Source organism: Flavobacterium agri (assembly GCF_013401995.1).
In the GTDB taxonomy this organism is placed as follows: domain Bacteria; phylum Bacteroidota; class Bacteroidia; order Flavobacteriales; family Flavobacteriaceae; genus Flavobacterium; species Flavobacterium agri.
This window is the reverse complement of record NZ_JACBJI010000002.1, coordinates 308,143-323,107: the sequence shown is the minus strand read 5'-3', so window position 1 is coordinate 323,107 and position 14,965 is coordinate 308,143. Positions and strand designations below refer to the sequence as shown.

11 protein-coding genes are annotated in these 14,965 nt (G+C 48.3%); 1 reads left to right on the top strand and 10 read right to left on the bottom strand.

Annotated features, from left to right (window positions below):
- Nucleotides 1-34 precede the first annotated feature (34 nt).
- A complete protein-coding gene (locus HZF10_RS05475; protein ID WP_176005175.1) occupies nt 35-5,581 on the bottom strand; it encodes a RemA C-terminal-like gliding motility protein in 5,547 nt (1,848 codons plus the stop codon).
- A 146-nt stretch (nt 5,582-5,727) separates the two neighbouring features.
- Between HZF10_RS05475 and HZF10_RS05470 the strand changes: the two genes are divergently transcribed.
- Nucleotides 5,728-6,222, top strand: coding sequence for a regulatory protein RecX (locus HZF10_RS05470; RefSeq protein WP_176005174.1), 495 nt, complete (start codon nt 5,728-5,730; stop codon nt 6,220-6,222).
- On the opposite strand, the gene HZF10_RS05465 is transcribed toward HZF10_RS05470, so the two are convergent.
- The 9 genes from HZF10_RS05465 to panC all read right to left on the bottom strand — a co-directional run bounded on the left by HZF10_RS05465 (nt 6,219) and on the right by panC (nt 14,879).
- Entirely contained in the window at nt 6,219-8,195 is a 1,977-nt protein-coding gene (locus tag HZF10_RS05465) for a transglycosylase domain-containing protein (RefSeq protein WP_176005173.1), read from the bottom strand. The genes HZF10_RS05470 and HZF10_RS05465 overlap by 4 nt on opposite strands.
- A gap of 48 nt (nt 8,196-8,243) precedes the next feature.
- Nucleotides 8,244-9,605, bottom strand: a complete 1,362-nt coding sequence (radA, locus tag HZF10_RS05460; RefSeq protein ID WP_176005172.1) for a DNA repair protein RadA — start codon at nt 9,603-9,605, stop codon at nt 8,244-8,246.
- A gap of 64 nt (nt 9,606-9,669) precedes the next feature.
- On the bottom strand, nt 9,670-10,818 hold the full coding sequence (locus tag HZF10_RS05455) for an alpha/beta hydrolase (RefSeq protein ID WP_176005171.1): 1,149 nt from the start codon (nt 10,816-10,818) through the stop codon (nt 9,670-9,672).
- A 38-nt stretch (nt 10,819-10,856) separates the two neighbouring features.
- A complete protein-coding gene (locus tag HZF10_RS05450; protein ID WP_176005170.1) occupies nt 10,857-11,060 on the bottom strand; it encodes a VOC family protein in 204 nt (67 codons plus the stop codon).
- 186 nt (nt 11,061-11,246) lie between these two features.
- Nucleotides 11,247-11,984, bottom strand: a complete 738-nt coding sequence (locus tag HZF10_RS05445) for an SDR family NAD(P)-dependent oxidoreductase (protein ID WP_176005169.1) — start codon at nt 11,982-11,984, stop codon at nt 11,247-11,249.
- A 113-nt stretch (nt 11,985-12,097) separates the two neighbouring features.
- Complete coding sequence (locus tag HZF10_RS05440; RefSeq protein ID WP_176005168.1) at nt 12,098-12,676, bottom strand: Crp/Fnr family transcriptional regulator; 579 nt, start codon at nt 12,674-12,676, stop codon at nt 12,098-12,100.
- A gap of 22 nt (nt 12,677-12,698) precedes the next feature.
- A complete protein-coding gene (locus HZF10_RS05435; RefSeq protein ID WP_176005167.1) occupies nt 12,699-13,664 on the bottom strand; it encodes a lysylphosphatidylglycerol synthase transmembrane domain-containing protein in 966 nt (321 codons plus the stop codon).
- A 2-nt stretch (nt 13,665-13,666) separates the two neighbouring features.
- A complete protein-coding gene (panD, locus tag HZF10_RS05430) occupies nt 13,667-14,017 on the bottom strand; it encodes an aspartate 1-decarboxylase (RefSeq protein ID WP_176005166.1) in 351 nt (116 codons plus the stop codon).
- Between the two features lie 13 nt (nt 14,018-14,030).
- A complete protein-coding gene (gene panC / locus HZF10_RS05425) occupies nt 14,031-14,879 on the bottom strand; it encodes a pantoate--beta-alanine ligase (RefSeq protein ID WP_176005165.1) in 849 nt (282 codons plus the stop codon).
- Between the last annotated feature and the right edge of the window lie 86 nt (nt 14,880-14,965).

Below are 14,965 nucleotides of genomic sequence, written 5' to 3'. Positions count from 1 at the left end.
TTACAGTTTCGATAAACTACATAGTATCAGTTCGTTAATGGACGATTTTTTTAGCCGTACGACTTCCATCTGTAAGCTCAATGCGCACCAACAACGCTTGTTCCTGAACATACACCGGAATCGTAATTTCGGTGGCGTTGATGTCTTTTTTAGAGTATACCAATCTTCCGACCATGTCAAAAATTTCTACCGTAGCTAAATTTTCGACACCCGATTTTATCAGCACATCGTTGCCCGAAGAAACCACCAACACATTCTGCTCAGGATTTTCATGAACCGGGTTGCCAAGCGCCGAATCGGTGTAGCGCAATTGGAAACGGTCGTCTGAAGCGCCAAGAGGTATATCGAAAACATACGGTCCTTGTTTGAGATCGTGGATTACGTTCAAAAGTTTGTCCTCAAGGTAAATCGGCGTGGACGGATCGTTCAGGATTCCCTCGGCATGTTCGATACTGATGGTATAACTTCCCGGAAGTGCCGTTTTCAATCCCAACGGAACGATGTCGGACGTCCAGAACGCAGGCCGTCCCTGAATGCGGTATTTGTCGCCTGCGATGAACGAATAAAAACTCACCGAGTTTCCGGCATTGCTCACAACTGCATCGTAACCTCTGTCTATATCGAGCGTCGCCGCATCAGAATAACAGATAAGTTGCTGGCTGAACAATCCGATAGCATGTTGCAGATTAAGCCAAACACGGTCTTTTTGCGGAGCCGGAACAGCCATATTGCTGTTCCTGTAGAAATTCGCGTTGCCGTACGTTTTGTCACGCATCGAATTGTTGAAAACGAGATTCGTTCCAGTGATTGCCTCTATGAAAAAACCTTGTCCGCTGGCTACATAACCCGTTGGTTGGGCGCCTCCGTTAGAACTCGCGACGCCTCCACTCAAGTTATACATGGCATAATCGGAGGTGACGAAATTATTTTGGTAAGGTCCCGGAGCCGTATTCGACACGGGCGTGGAATGCGTCCAGAAAAGCAAAGTACCCGACGTATTCGTGTTCAGGTTGATGAAATCGTCGGCAAAAATTGACGACGGATACGGATTTCCGACCAAATTGTAATCGTCTCCCGTATCGGCCGGATTCGCGCTCAAAGACAACGGAATGTTGATTATCCCGTTGTTGACCCTTCCGGAAAACGTTACCGTCGTGGTAGTCGGGTAAGCCGGCAGATTCGTAGGCGTCATGACCGTATATCCTTTCGCAGGAATCATCGTCGCTCCAGAACCGGCAAGCGTCCACGTATCGTTGTTGTCGTCGAAACCATCGGCCGGGCCTGTTCCGTTCGGGCCGGTGACGTCTGTATAGTTTGCGGTGTTGAAAGTCCATGAATAATCGAACCTCCAGCCTGGCATGGCCGCTCCCAATGTCGTATTGAAAACCGGTGACGACCAATATGTATAATCGTATTTCACGAAAGGCGTGGTCGTCCTGGCCACTTGGGTCGTACCGTTATTGGTAACAACGCCGCTGTCCTCGATCATGACAAGCGAACCGTCGTCCTGGACCTGAAGCGTTCCTCCGGCGGCAACCGTCAAATCGTTTACGATAGAAACGTAAGTATTCGGTGAAATCACCAATGTACGCGTTCCGTTTACAGTAAGGCTACAAGCTTCGAAACTTCCGTTGGCCGCAGTGTTGTAATTGCCGTCGATGACTGCCGGAGTCGTTGCGGTCGGTGCCGATGGCGTCCAAGCCGTTCCGTTCCAGGTCACTGTAGTCACTCCGGTAATCATGACCGCATTCGAGGCGGTATAACACGTAGCCGTATTTTCACGCACTTGTACATAATATTGGTAACCGGTAAGTCCGGCGATATTCGAAATCGTCAGCGTCGCGGTGCTCACTCCCGAATAAACGCCTACATTGGCGAGAGCCGTCCATGTTGTCGCTCCCGGCGCAACTTCGTACCATTGATAAGCCAACGCGTTGCCTCCGACAAAACCTTCGGTAGCCGTTACGGTGAACGACGTTTGCTTACAGCTTGGGGTGAAAACCGGTTGAACGGTGACTGTTGGCGGAGTTCCGGCCAAAAAGTCGAAAGATCCAACATTTGAATAATCAAGATCGGTACACGTATCGCCCCAATCGGTTATGTTCCAATCGGCATTCGTATAGGTCGTATTCGGTGCCACGACGTTGTTCTTGCGCTCGAAATTCGCGCCTTTTCCGTTCAAATTAAGCGATACGGCCCAAGTTTGATCCGTATAGACACCCCAACTGTCTACATGAGTCGCGCCATTATAAAGCCTGATGTGGTCATGGCCGTTATTGTTGTTGGTGTTGTTGAAGTTGACTCCGCCAATGCCGCTCGACTGATTGCCCAGTTCGCCATTTCCGCCTGTAAAACCAGAGCAGGCAGGGCTACTTGTACCAACAACTACCGTATACATACTGTTATTGGGAAGCATGACATTGTTCAACGCGACGTTACCTCCATTTTGCGTAGCGCTTCCGTTATTGAAGAACTGCAACGACCATCCGTTCAGGTTTACAGCCGCACCTGTACCGTTATAGATTTCGATATACGACATAGCGTCGGCTCCCGAATCGGTGACTTGACTTATAAAAAGACTTGAAGGCAAAGCAGCCCCTCCTTGGCATCCGCCCGTAACTTGTTTTATGATGCCGAATGTCGTGCTTACCGAACATCCAGCGGCATTGGTCGTGATAACTGGTCCTGAAACCGCTCCAACCGGAACCACGACAGTAACTTGAGTAGCCGAAATCTGAGTCACCACGGCAGCTACGCCGTTAAAAGTAACCGAGGCGCCATTCAGGTTACCGGTATTCGCCGTGATTGTCACCACAGTTCCTGCAGGTCCTGAGGCTGGTGTAACCGTATTCGTATTTGTTGGGCAATCCCCAGTCCCTTGAACCATGAACGTATACGGATTCTCTGATCCCGAACTGTCATTGTTTGCGATGTTCACGATAGCCGTGCGTACGCCGCTGGCTGTCGGCTGGAACGTAACGGTAAAATCGACGAAACCAGTTGGTCCCGCAATGCTGTATGGCGTTGAAGCAGTAATGCTGAAGTCGCCAGGATTCACGCCCGTTAGCGTAATGGTCGGTACAGAAAGGTTACCGTCGCCAATATTTTCGATTCGGAACGTTTTTGCAAGGGAGTTCCCCAAAGTCTGGGCGGCAAATAACGTATTGTCCAATCCGGATGGCGTCACATCTCCGGAAGTAATGGTCGGGTTGGCCGCAATCACGCCTCGTACGTTGATGTCTACGTCCCTAAGCCCTGCCGTAATATGGTTCGTGCTTGCCACAACACAATTGACCGGTCCTGTAGCAGATGCAGCAACTACTGTTCCGGCAGTCCAAGCCGTTCCGTCCCAACGTTGGCGTTTATAGGTGGCTTCGTTTGCGGGAGTATTTACATCTGCCGGTAGATAAGTCCCGGATGCGGTAAAAGTCGTCGGAGCCGTTATGCCCGAAGTACCCACTTGCCAATAGCGTGTAATAAAATCTGCGGCAGATTCAAAATTAGGATGCTGTATGTCGTTCACTCCGACACTCACATAAGATGTCGCCGAATAACTCCCACCGGCAAGTATTATCGCACAAGGCGAGTATTGAGATCCGTTGAGTGACGCCACGGCATCTCCAATCGGGAAAGTGAAATTTCCGGCTGCCGAGAAAATCTTGCGTACTTCGGCAGCGGCATTCGATTTATCGGCAATTATATAATTAGACGCGCTTCCCGAATAGGCGATCGAAGGCCCGAGCGTCAACACATTGTTGCCCACGTCAAAGTAGCCTCCGTTAAGCGTAAGCGCAGATTGGACGCGCAAAGCAGTTCCCAATGTCGCTGCAGCTGTGCCTGTGGTACGGCTTATTGAAAGAGACGCTAAATTCTGAGATCCCGTCACAAAATTGAGCGTTCCTATACTTCCTGTTCCGATCAAGGTCATAGAAGATGTTGTCGTCGTACTTGTCGTACCATTGAACATCCCGTTCCCTGTTATCGTATTCGCTACGCCTACCGTACCTATCGTAAGCGATTGGTTGTTGAGGCTAAAAACGTCGGCGGCCGAATTGAAAGCGATCGCATTTCCTGCGTTTGGTGCGCTGATCGTCAACCCATTGTTAAGCTGCACCGTGCGGCTGCCCGTACTGTCGAAAACCACATACGGAAAAGTAAGTCCTGTAGTAGACGAAACGGTTTGCGTACCTGTCGCTTTAGAGAAATACACCGCGCGGGCGTTGCCGTTAAAAATTCCTGTATTGGTGAAATCGCCAAAAAGCTTCAAGTCGGCGGCATTGACATTGCCAAGCGTAATCGTGCCGTTGTTGATCACGTTTCCGGCGACGGTCAACGGAAGAGCCGAAGACGTTCCTTGGTTCATGTCGAAATGGCTTCCTGCGTCAATCGTTAGGTTGCCGTTGAGCGCTTTGGCTGCAGGCGTGCCGTTGTTGTAGTTAAGGGTCGTACTTGCCGAAAGCGTGACGTTGTTCGGATATCCCGCAGAAGTACCGATTGTGCCTACGCCGTTGAACAGCCATTCGAAACCACGGCCAAAGGTTCCTCCGGTATTATATATAAGTTCGGATGCATTTCCGAAAATCGGTGAATTCAAGAAATAGCCAGAAGGATCGATACGGCAAATACCGTTAAGCGTCAACGCAGACGGAGTTGCAAACGCAACGCCAAGATTGCCGCCCGACACAAAAGTTCCGGCAACGGTACGCGACGTACTGTTCATCTGCATACCGCCTTGAAGTACCGATACGTTAAAAGGTCCGCTTGCGGCAGGCCAATAGACATGAGTATTGTTTACGTTGTACACGCCTGTAGTATTGAAATTGAGTCCGCCGGCGCTTCCGTAAGTGAAGTTCGTGCCTTGGGCAAATCCGCCGTCGCGAAGCTCAAAAGTCCCGTTGACCATCGTCACGGCATCGCGTTGCAGCGGCACGGTCGTATAGACGACATAAGGAGCGGTTAGGGTTACGTTATCGGTGTTTGTGGGCACCATGCCCGTATTCCATGTAGCCCCGACGTTCCAGTCACCGTTGGTTATGGTGTAAGGACCTGCAAGGTTGACGCTTCCGTTCAACGTAAAATCATCAAGACGGAATGTTCCCGTTCCACTTGCCCCAGATAATGACAATACAACAGTGACCGTTCCCGTCAAATTTGAAACTGCGTTCGAAACCGTGAGTGTACCCGTTCCCGCGCCAGTTGTCGGAACAGTTCCTGAACCTACGGAAATACCGTTAATGGTCATGCTCCAATTTTGCGCGCCAGTTCCACTGCGCACACGCCAAAAACTAAATGAATTGACAGACAGCTGATATCCGGCGTCAACGTTAAATGTCAAAGTATAAGTTGGCGTTCCTCCAGAATTATTGAGGGATAATGCTTGTCCTGTCGCCCCTCCAAAATTGGTGAAAACCGTCGGCGACGTAGTCCACGATGACGCCGATAAATTTGCCGCCAAAGTATTCGGCGCTGCCGTATAAGGCGTTGAGTATGGCGTTCCTTCGAAATTATGCACATAAATCTGTGCGTTCAACATTCCTCCTACGCAAAACGCGAGGGCTAAAAGGAGTAATCTGATCTTCATTAAAAGGGCTTTTTGTTTTTGTTTTCGACTCTTTTTACGGCGTATATTCGTGTTGTTGTTCCCCAAACTTTTTAAGGGGCGACAAATCTACATCTAATTTACTTATTTTCAAGCGTTTTAGGCTTCAGAATTATTAACAATTGCATATGGCTGAGAATTGGTCGCCCAAGCGCAAAACCTACACCGTAGACGAGGCACGGCTCAAACTCGAGGGCTATTGCGCCTATCAGGAACGCTGCCATGACGAAGTTTTGTCTAAACTGCGCGCCATGTCTATGATTCCCGAGGCCGTCGACCTAATCGTGACCCATCTTATCACACACAATTTCCTCAATGAGGAACGCTTTGCCATAGCGTTCGCACGAGGCAAGCACCGCATCAAAAAATGGGGCAAAATCCGGATCACCAATGAGCTGAAATTGCGAAATATCTCACAACGCAATATCGCAACCGCACTCAAAGAGATTACGCCCGACGAATATTACGCGACTTTCCACGACACGGCCGAGAAAAATTGGGCGTCGATCACGGGTGTGATCACACAGGCAAAACGCAAAAAGTTCTGTGATTATTTGCTGCGCAAGGGTTTTGAAAGCAATTTGGTGTACGACAAACTCAAAGAACTCGAAAAATCTGACTAAAAATCGAACTCGTCCACGTTGAGCGTATCGACGTTGATGATCTTCTCGTCTTCTTTTTTCACATAAGCGCGCGCCGCTCCGTACAAAACGACTTTCTTGGTTTGGGCCGTCGTATCGTTCGAAGTGAGCCAGCCGCGTCGCATCATCGTGTTCTTGAGATAGGAATTTCGTTTTACGATGTACGGTTTGAGCGTCGCTTCCCCATCGAATTGCCACATGAAACCTTTGGGCTTCGGGATGATACTCGCCAGGAAAAGCGATTCATTGAGGTTGAGTTCGCTCGGATGTTTGAGGAAGTAAAACAACGACGCTTCGCCAATCCCATATACGTTCGGTCCCCATTCGATGATGTTCAGGTACACCTCGTACATGCGATTCTTGCTCACGATGTGGTTGTTCTCCATGATGTACACCATGAGGATTTCCTCGAGTTTTCTCGACAACGTTTTTTCGCGCGTGAGGAACACGTTCTTGATGAGCTGCATCGAGATCGTACTTGCGCCTCTGGCAAAGCGTTTTGTCTTGATGTTCTGGACGATGGATTGTCGGAACGCATCTGGAATAAAACCTCTGTGCTGATAAAACGACGGGTCTTCGGTAGTCAAGACCGCCCGTTTCAAATAAGGCGAAATCTGATCTAAAGGCGTGTAGTAAATGTTTACCGGATTCACTAAAATCGGACGCAATCGCCTGCCGTTTTCGATCGCGCGATAGGTAAAACTTCCGTTGAGTTTAGCCAAATCGGCTTCACCGTATTTGACGATTTTAAGGTTGTCCTTGTTGAGCGTACTATTGAAAACCGTCTTGTTCGGCTTGTTCTTGTTGTAGGCGAAATCGAGTTTGTAATCGAAAGCGCCCGTGGCTTCCATACCTTCGAAATGCGTGAAAAGTCCTTTGGGCAAAGACGTGATGAAATCCTGCGCCTGCATTTTCGGGATGTCGACCTTGAGCTTGTAGATCGTGTCTTCTTCGACGTTGTATTCGGCATAAGGATTGAACTTGATCTTGTTCAAAACGGCCACCGACGAACTGTCTACGCGCATAAAATCGGCACCGAAAAGGAAATGGTAATCGAATTGTGCGTTCTCTATAACAACATCTTTCGAAGCGATTTTCGGATGGTTCACGCGTAAATTCGCGATCGAACTGTAACCGTCGATTTTCATCTCGCCACCGCTGTAATCGATGTCGTCGACCTTGAGTCGGATCGAATCGAACCCCGATTTCAAATTGTAGCGTTCGTCTACATACGGCACTTTGATTCCCGCAGAATCGGTCGAATAAAAATGCAGATCGGTTTTTTTGTCGCGAGGATCGGCGAATCCCGAGATTTTCCATTGCTGCGAAAACGTATTGGTAGAAACGTCGATCGTGGTCTGAAGTCTCTTATCAGACAAATCGAGCTTGTCCATTTTCATCGTGACCTTGCGGCCCATGTCGTCCATGCGCAACGCGATGTTCTCGAGCTGCATGTTCGTCGGGATCAGGTTCAGCGCGCGATTCAGGATGCGATAACCCAGCTTTGCGTAATTCTTGCGTTCGTTCGTGCTTTCTTCCTCTACGGCTTCGGCGTCTTTTTTCGGATGCAAAAACGATTCGAAATTCTTGCCCTGCGCATTCTTGACCAATTGAATAAAACCGTCTTTCACGACAAGTCTGCCCAATTGCAGATCGCCCGTAAAAAGCTTCCAGAAATTGACTTCGGTATTGAGCGATTTGACGCTGAACAACGTATCGGCATGGTTCGGAACCAAAAGGATGTCCTTCATCTCGATCGAGCTGAAAGCCGTAAACCGCGCTTCTTTTATGCTGAATTTGGCGTCGTAATCTTCGGCGATCTTGTCCGAAACCTTGTCTATCGCCTTGTGCAGCAATTGGTCGCGGAAAATAAAAACGGCAATGAGCGCCAAAATGAGAAGCCCGAAAAACGAGCCGAGCGAAATGTAGATTTTCTTTTTGGTGCTTTTCTTCATCAGACGCAAATAAACACTAAATATATAGGTTTTAAATGTTAAGAAATGTTAACCGAAAAGTTCGGTCGCGACGTCTTCGATACGCGAAACGAGACTGACTTTTATCGCGGTTTTCTTCAATGAGATCTTGTTGTATTTGGATACGAAAATTTGCGAGAATCCGAGTTTTTCGGCTTCCTGTATGCGTTGGTCGATGCGGTTTACCGGACGTATTTCGCCCGACAACCCGACTTCGCCCACGAAACAGCAATCTTTCATCACCGGAATGTCTTCGTTCGACGACAAAATCGCCGCGACTACCGCCAAATCTATCGCCGGATCGTCTACTGAAATGCCTCCCGTCACGTTCAAAAACACGTCTTTCGTTCCCAATCGGAAACCGGCTCGCTTTTCGAGAACCGCCAGAATCATGTTGAGGCGTTTGGCGTTGTAACCCGTTGTACTTCTTTGCGGCGTACCGTAAACCGCCGTAGACACGAGCGCCTGGATTTCGATCATCAGCGGGCGCATGCCTTCGAGAGTTGCCGCAATCGCCGTTCCCGAAAGGTTTTCCTCACGATGTGAAATCAAGATTTCGGACGGATTCGACACTTCGCGCAATCCGCTGCCGAGCATTTCATAAATGCCGAGTTCCGCAGTCGAACCGAATCGGTTTTTGAGCGAGCGCAGAATCCGGTAAACGTGGTTCCGGTCGCCTTCGAACTGCAAAACCGTATCGACCATGTGTTCGAGGATTTTCGGACCCGCGATGTTACCGTCTTTGGTGATATGTCCGATAAGGATTACGGGAATGTTGGTTTCCTTGGCGAACTTGATGAGTTCGGCCGTACACTCGCGGATTTGCGAAATCGATCCGGGCGAGGCTTCGATATAATCGGTATGCAACGTCTGGATCGAGTCGATGATCAGAATATCGGGTTCGATCTCGTCGATCTGACGGAAAATGTTCTGGGTTTTGGTCTCGGTAAGGATGTAGCAATTATCGCTGTTCGGATTGATCCTTTCGGCGCGCATCTTGATTTGCTTCTGGCTTTCCTCACCCGAAACGTAAAGCGTGCGAAACGGTAATTTAAGTGAAATCTGCAGCAACAACGTACTTTTCCCGATTCCGGGTTCGCCTCCTAAAAGAATCAAAGATCCGGGAACGATGCCGCCTCCGAGTACGCGGTTGAGTTCGTTGTCCTGACTGTTTAAACGATATTCCTCACCGGATTCGATCTCATGCACACGCAACGGTTTGGCCGCGCGTTTGGTTTCGTGGTTCGAGGCGCGCCATACGGGCTTTTCTTCCTTGTGGATGATTTCCTCTACAATGGTATTCCATTGTTTGCACGAATTGCACTGGCCTTGCCATTTGGCGTATTGCGTGCCGCAGTTTTGGCAGAAAAAGGCGGTTTTTACTTTTGCCACATCAGAGTATTTTAGGCGTTGATTCGTTTTTGGCTTTTAGGTTTCCGATGCTATCCGAAAAAATTTACTGTCGTTTAAGCTCGTCGGCTTTATTGATCATCATGTCTTTGGTAAGATCTCCGATTTCTTCCATCTGATAAGCGCGCATATACGATTTTATCGCTTTGGCATTGTCGCCTTTGCGTTCGTACATTTGGGCCATTTCGTAATCGGCGAGCATGGTGCGCGGGTAGTTCTTTTCGGCAAGCTGCGCCAATAGGTCGTATTCGTTATACGCTTTGTTTTTGACAATGGCCGCTTCGATCGCTTTGAAATCGTTGAGGCGGATCTTCATTTTCATGCCCATCGATTTCTCGATCATCTCGTATTTGTCGGCGAGATATTGCGCATAGCCTTGCTCGAGCTTAACGATCTTTTCGTTGAATTCGTTAGACGATATCGGCTGATAGAACGAGAAGAATTCGTACAAAGCATTCGGGATCGCATACAAAACCAGCGAATAATGCGAAGCGCCTTTGAAGTCGTCGAAACGGTATCTCAATCCTTCGCGTTTGATCGTTTTGGCCGTTTCATCCACTTTTCGGATGCGGGTCGCCATTTTCTTGACGTCGCCATCGGCCGTACAATGGTAATACCAAATCGGTTTCTGCACTTTTTCAAGCCTTTCGGGAATTTGTTCTTCCATTCCCGTCGGATAATCTGGGCTCAACATGATGTATCCGTCGAAAACCGGGAAATCCTTATATAAAAAATAATGGGCAAAACCGGCTGTAATGTCGTGACCGGCGATGAGTTTCAAAGGCGCGACGCGGTATTTCTTTTCGATCGACGGCACTAATTCGGTTCCTATAAAATCGAAAAAGTTGTTGCCTTTTCCTTCTGGAAGACCGGTTTCCTTATCGTATGTACAATCTGTGTCGCGTTCGTTGTTCTTGTTTTGGCTGATGCCGACCACGATCATTTCCGGAATATCTTCCCAATATGCGCCGTAATCGAGCGCTCCGGTAAACGCAGGCATGAGGTATTCGCCATCGAGCAAAATCAGAAGCGGGAATTTGCGGTCTTTGTCTTTTTTGTATGAAGGCGGAAGCGCAATGCTGATTTCGCGCACTTCATTGAGTTTTTTAGACGTAACCGAATCGATCACGGTGTTTTGCGCAGAAGCGAAAGGGGCACAAAATAGAAAAGCGATGATGGGTAAAAAATATCTCATGGTTCTTGTGTTTGGCACGCCCAAGATAGGAAATTATTTCACTCCATCGCGGTTTTGCGTCTTTGTAAAAACCCCATTACCATACCGTTTTTGAGGCGCAGATGACATGCACCGTAATCGTTTGGATCGTTTGAAAAAAAGAACAACACTTTCGCTCCATTTTGAATCGCGACTTGCACGGCTTGATCTAAATCTTCGACCGTCAAAGTAATCAATACACCCGATTTCAAATAGTCAGGCATACCGCAGGAATCGGCATAAAACTCAAGCAAGACGCCGGGTAAAACTTCAAAAGCGTTTTGCCCCGGACTACAAAAAACTTCGGTGCCGAGGCCTAACGCCTTTAAAGTGTGGCCAAAGGATCGGGATTTTCAGACGCAGCGAACGCGATGCTCATGCTGATTTTTCCTCGTTCCATGAGTCCGGATTCAGATTTGGGCAAGACCTCCGTCTACAAACAATTCGATTCCCGTGATGTAAGTGGAATCTGAAGACGCCAAAAACAGTGCGGCGTTCGCGATTTCTTCGGAAGTGCCGAAACGTCCCATCGGGATCCTTTCGACGAACGAATCTTTTACTTCTTCGGGTACGCCGTCAAAAGTCGCCGTGTCGATAGAGCCTGGGCTGATCACGTTGACGCGGATCTTGCGCGGCTGCAATTCAAGTGTCCAAGTGCGTGCAAAAGAACGGACTGCGGCTTTGCTCGCGCTGTAAACGCTCATTCCGGGAAGGGCTTTGACGCTCGCTATCGAACCGGTCATGATGATCGAAGCACCTTCCGAAAGCAACGGAAGCGCTTTTTGCACCGTAAAGATCGTTCCTTTGACGTTTACGTCGAACGTCTTGTCGTATACGTCTGCGGTTACGGCATCGATCGGTACGCCGAAATCGCCGACGCCTGCACTTGCGTAAAGCACGTCGATGCGGCCTTTTTGTGTTTTGACGATGTCGTACAAACGATCCAAATCGGCTAAATTGCCTGAATCGGCTTGTACTCCGGTTACGTTTTTACCGATTTCCTTGACGGCGGCGTCGAGTTGCTCCTGACGTCTTCCGGTAATGAACACGTAAGCGCCTTGCTCTACGAAAAGTTTTGCGGTCGCCAAAGCCATTCCGCTGGTTGCACCGGTTATCACGGCTACTTTGTTTTCTAATTTATGTGACATGATCTTTGCTTTTTAAGTGTCGCGGTTCGTTCCGTCGACATGGCAAAGTTGCGCCACGCGGTCAAGCAAAAACGATGATGTTTATCAAGAAAAAAATTGACAAATGTCAAGTGTCACGATTTGGTTTTGGGATTGCGCAACCGGCTTAACGTTTCGGGTTTGATGCCCAAATAAGACGCGATCATGGCTTGGGGCACGCGCAGTGCGAAACCCGGATAGCGCTTTACGAAGTTTTGATAGCGTTCTTCGGCCGTGCTGCTGATGGCTTCGTGGATGCGATTCTGGTTCACGATAAAGCCGCGATTGAGGATATCGGCAATCATTTTGCTGAAGGCCGGGATTTTTTCGCAGATCTGTTCGAAGTCATTTTTCTCGAACAGGATAAGTTCGGAATCCTCGATGGCGTCTATGTTGAACTTCGTCGGTTGTGCCGTCGCAAGACTCTCGCGATCGCTGATCCACCAATTCTCCATCGCAAAACGGATGATGTGTTCGGTTCCTTTGTCGTCTACCGAATACGTCCGCATCAAACCTTTGGCGATAAAACAGTTGTATCGGCACACATCGCCTTGCTGCAGCAAATATTGTTTTTTGCGCAGTTTCCTGAACACGGCAAACGACTCAATGAAATCGAAGTCATCGTCGCTTACTTGAATATGGTCGGATATGTAATTTTTGAACGCCTGGAACACGGTGAGGATTGTGCCGGCTAAATTAGGCTTTTTTGCGATTCAACACTGGCAAAAGCAGAAACGACGCGACACCGAAAACGAGAACGACGATGAACTGAGACGACCAGACGATCCATCCGAAAGCGGTGCCGATCGGTTTGTCGATTGCGTAAAACACAAGGATTTGCGAAATAAGGAACGGGTAAGATCCGAAGCCGGAATTGGTGAACGCGATGGCGATGCTTCCGACCACGAAAGCCGAAATCGCCGCCCCGAATGACAGCACCGCGGTTTGCGGAAACACGTACATCGTCGTATAAAAAGTAAGCAGATACGACGCCCATATGAAAACGGTATGACCGATGAACTGCCATTTCTTCTCCATTTTAAGAATGCTGAACAGGCCTTCCTTGAGTCCCGAAATCTTTTCCTTGAGCAACAGGATATACTTGTTACTCGAGTAGAGATAAATCCATAGCGCGACCATGCAACATCCGAAAGCGATTCCTCCATAAACCAAAAGATTGTTCAGAGGAATCTGGTCAAGCACAAACGCCTTCACGATGTCGAACTGCAGGAAAAAAGCCAGAACCATGAATCCGAAAAGGATGATTAAATCGAGCAAGCGTTCGGCTACGATTGTTCCGAAACCTTTATCAAACGGCACTTCATCGTATTTTCTGAGAATGACCGCCCGGCTTACTTCACCAGATTTGGGCACGGCGAGATTCATCAGATAACAGATGTTGATTGCCAGAAAACTGTTCACGACGGAGATTTTGTAACCCATCTGTTCCAGTGGATATTTCCATCTGTACGCTCTCGAAAGGTTGCCCAAAACGGCAATGAAAGCGCCAAGCACGATATAGGAATAGTTGGCGTCGCGAAAATACGAGCGGATTTCATCGATCTCTTCGGGCGTAAAACCCTGATACATATAAATGATAAGATAAATCCCCAATGCTATAGGAAGCACGATGGAGAGGAATTTACTTATCTTTTGTTTCAAGATTATGTAAGGGTATTGTCTTTCTCGTTAGGGAAAACGAGGCTCGGTTTGAACGATTTGGCTTCTTCGAAATCGAGAATCCCGTAAGAGATGATGATGATGATATCGCCTCTCTGAACCTTGCGCGCGGCCGGTCCGTTCAAGGTGATTTCGCCGCTGTTGCGGTTTCCTTTGATGGCGTACGTTTCAAGTCGCTCGCCATTGTTGATGTTCACGATCGAAACCTTTTCGCCTTCGATGATGTTGGCGGCTTCCATAAGCGCCTCGTCGATGGTGATGCTTCCGATGTAATTGAGATCGGCTCCGGTTACGGTAACGCGGTGGATCTTCGATTTAACAACCTGTACTTGCATGGGGCAAAGGTAATTAATTTAATGAAATGGTATCTATTAAACGCACATCGTTTGCGAATACCGCAATGAAAGCGCGATATTTCTCGTTATTTTCCGTTTTTTCGACCGGGACGAGCGTTTTCTCGTCGGCGACCTCGAAATACTCGAGCTCGAATTCTTTTTCGGCAGACAAAACGCCTTTTACGATGTCGCGCAACTCGCTGACAGATTTCGTGCCAAAGTGCTGTTTGGCAGCTTGTAACGATTTGTATATGACAGCGGCTTTTTGCCTTGTTTCGGGTGAAAGGCGTTCGTTGCGCGAGCTCATCGCCAATCCGTTGGATTCGCGGAAAATTGGGCAAAGCACAATGTTTACGGGGATTTCGTATTTGGAAACGAGTTTGCGAACGATTTGCAACTGCTGAAAGTCCTTCTCTCCGAAATACGCATTTGTCGGTTCCACGATCTCGAAAAGACGTTTGACGATAGTGCCGACACCGTCAAAATGTCCGGGACGGAACTTGCCTTCCATCTGGTTTTCCAATCCGTCGAAATCGAAATGGCGCGAAATCGGATTATCGCCGTAAATATCTGATACGGACGGCGCGAAAACTATAATGTCGGCACTGACAGATTTCACCTTTTCTACATCGGCCGCAAGCGTACGCGGATACTTTTTAAGATCTTCGGGATTGTTGAATTGCGTCGGATTCACGAAAATACTGATCACCGTAATGTCGTTATCGTCAACCGATTGGGAAAGCAACGAAAGATGCCCCGCGTGCAAAGCGCCCATCGTCGGGACAAAGCCGGTAGTGGGTTTCGGCGTCCGTAAAGAATTCAAGTGAGCCGCAAGACCCATCTGATTATCGAAAATCAGCATTGGAATGAGAGATTAAAAGCGGCGCAAAATTATCACTTTTGTTAATAATAGCATAAAATTTCGTAGTTTTGCCTGTTTTTTATTGC

Coding starts and splice junctions, on each gene's coding strand:
- HZF10_RS05445 (WP_176005169.1), bottom strand. CDS start 11,984: ATGTCACATAAATTAGAAAACAAAGTAGCCGTGATAACCGGTGCAACC.
- panD (WP_176005166.1), bottom strand. CDS start 14,017: ATGCAAGTACAGGTTGTTAAATCGAAGATCCACCGCGTTACCGTAACC.
- HZF10_RS05475 (WP_176005175.1), bottom strand. CDS start 5,581: ATGAAGATCAGATTACTCCTTTTAGCCCTCGCGTTTTGCGTAGGAGGA.
- HZF10_RS05470 (WP_176005174.1), top strand. CDS start 5,728: ATGGCTGAGAATTGGTCGCCCAAGCGCAAAACCTACACCGTAGACGAG.
- HZF10_RS05465 (WP_176005173.1), bottom strand. CDS start 8,195: ATGAAGAAAAGCACCAAAAAGAAAATCTACATTTCGCTCGGCTCGTTT.
- panC (WP_176005165.1), bottom strand. CDS start 14,879: ATGCTGATTTTCGATAATCAGATGGGTCTTGCGGCTCACTTGAATTCT.
- HZF10_RS05450 (WP_176005170.1), bottom strand. CDS start 11,060: ATGCCTGACTATTTGAAATCGGGTGTATTGATTACTTTGACGGTCGAA.
- HZF10_RS05455 (WP_176005171.1), bottom strand. CDS start 10,818: ATGAGATATTTTTTACCCATCATCGCTTTTCTATTTTGTGCCCCTTTC.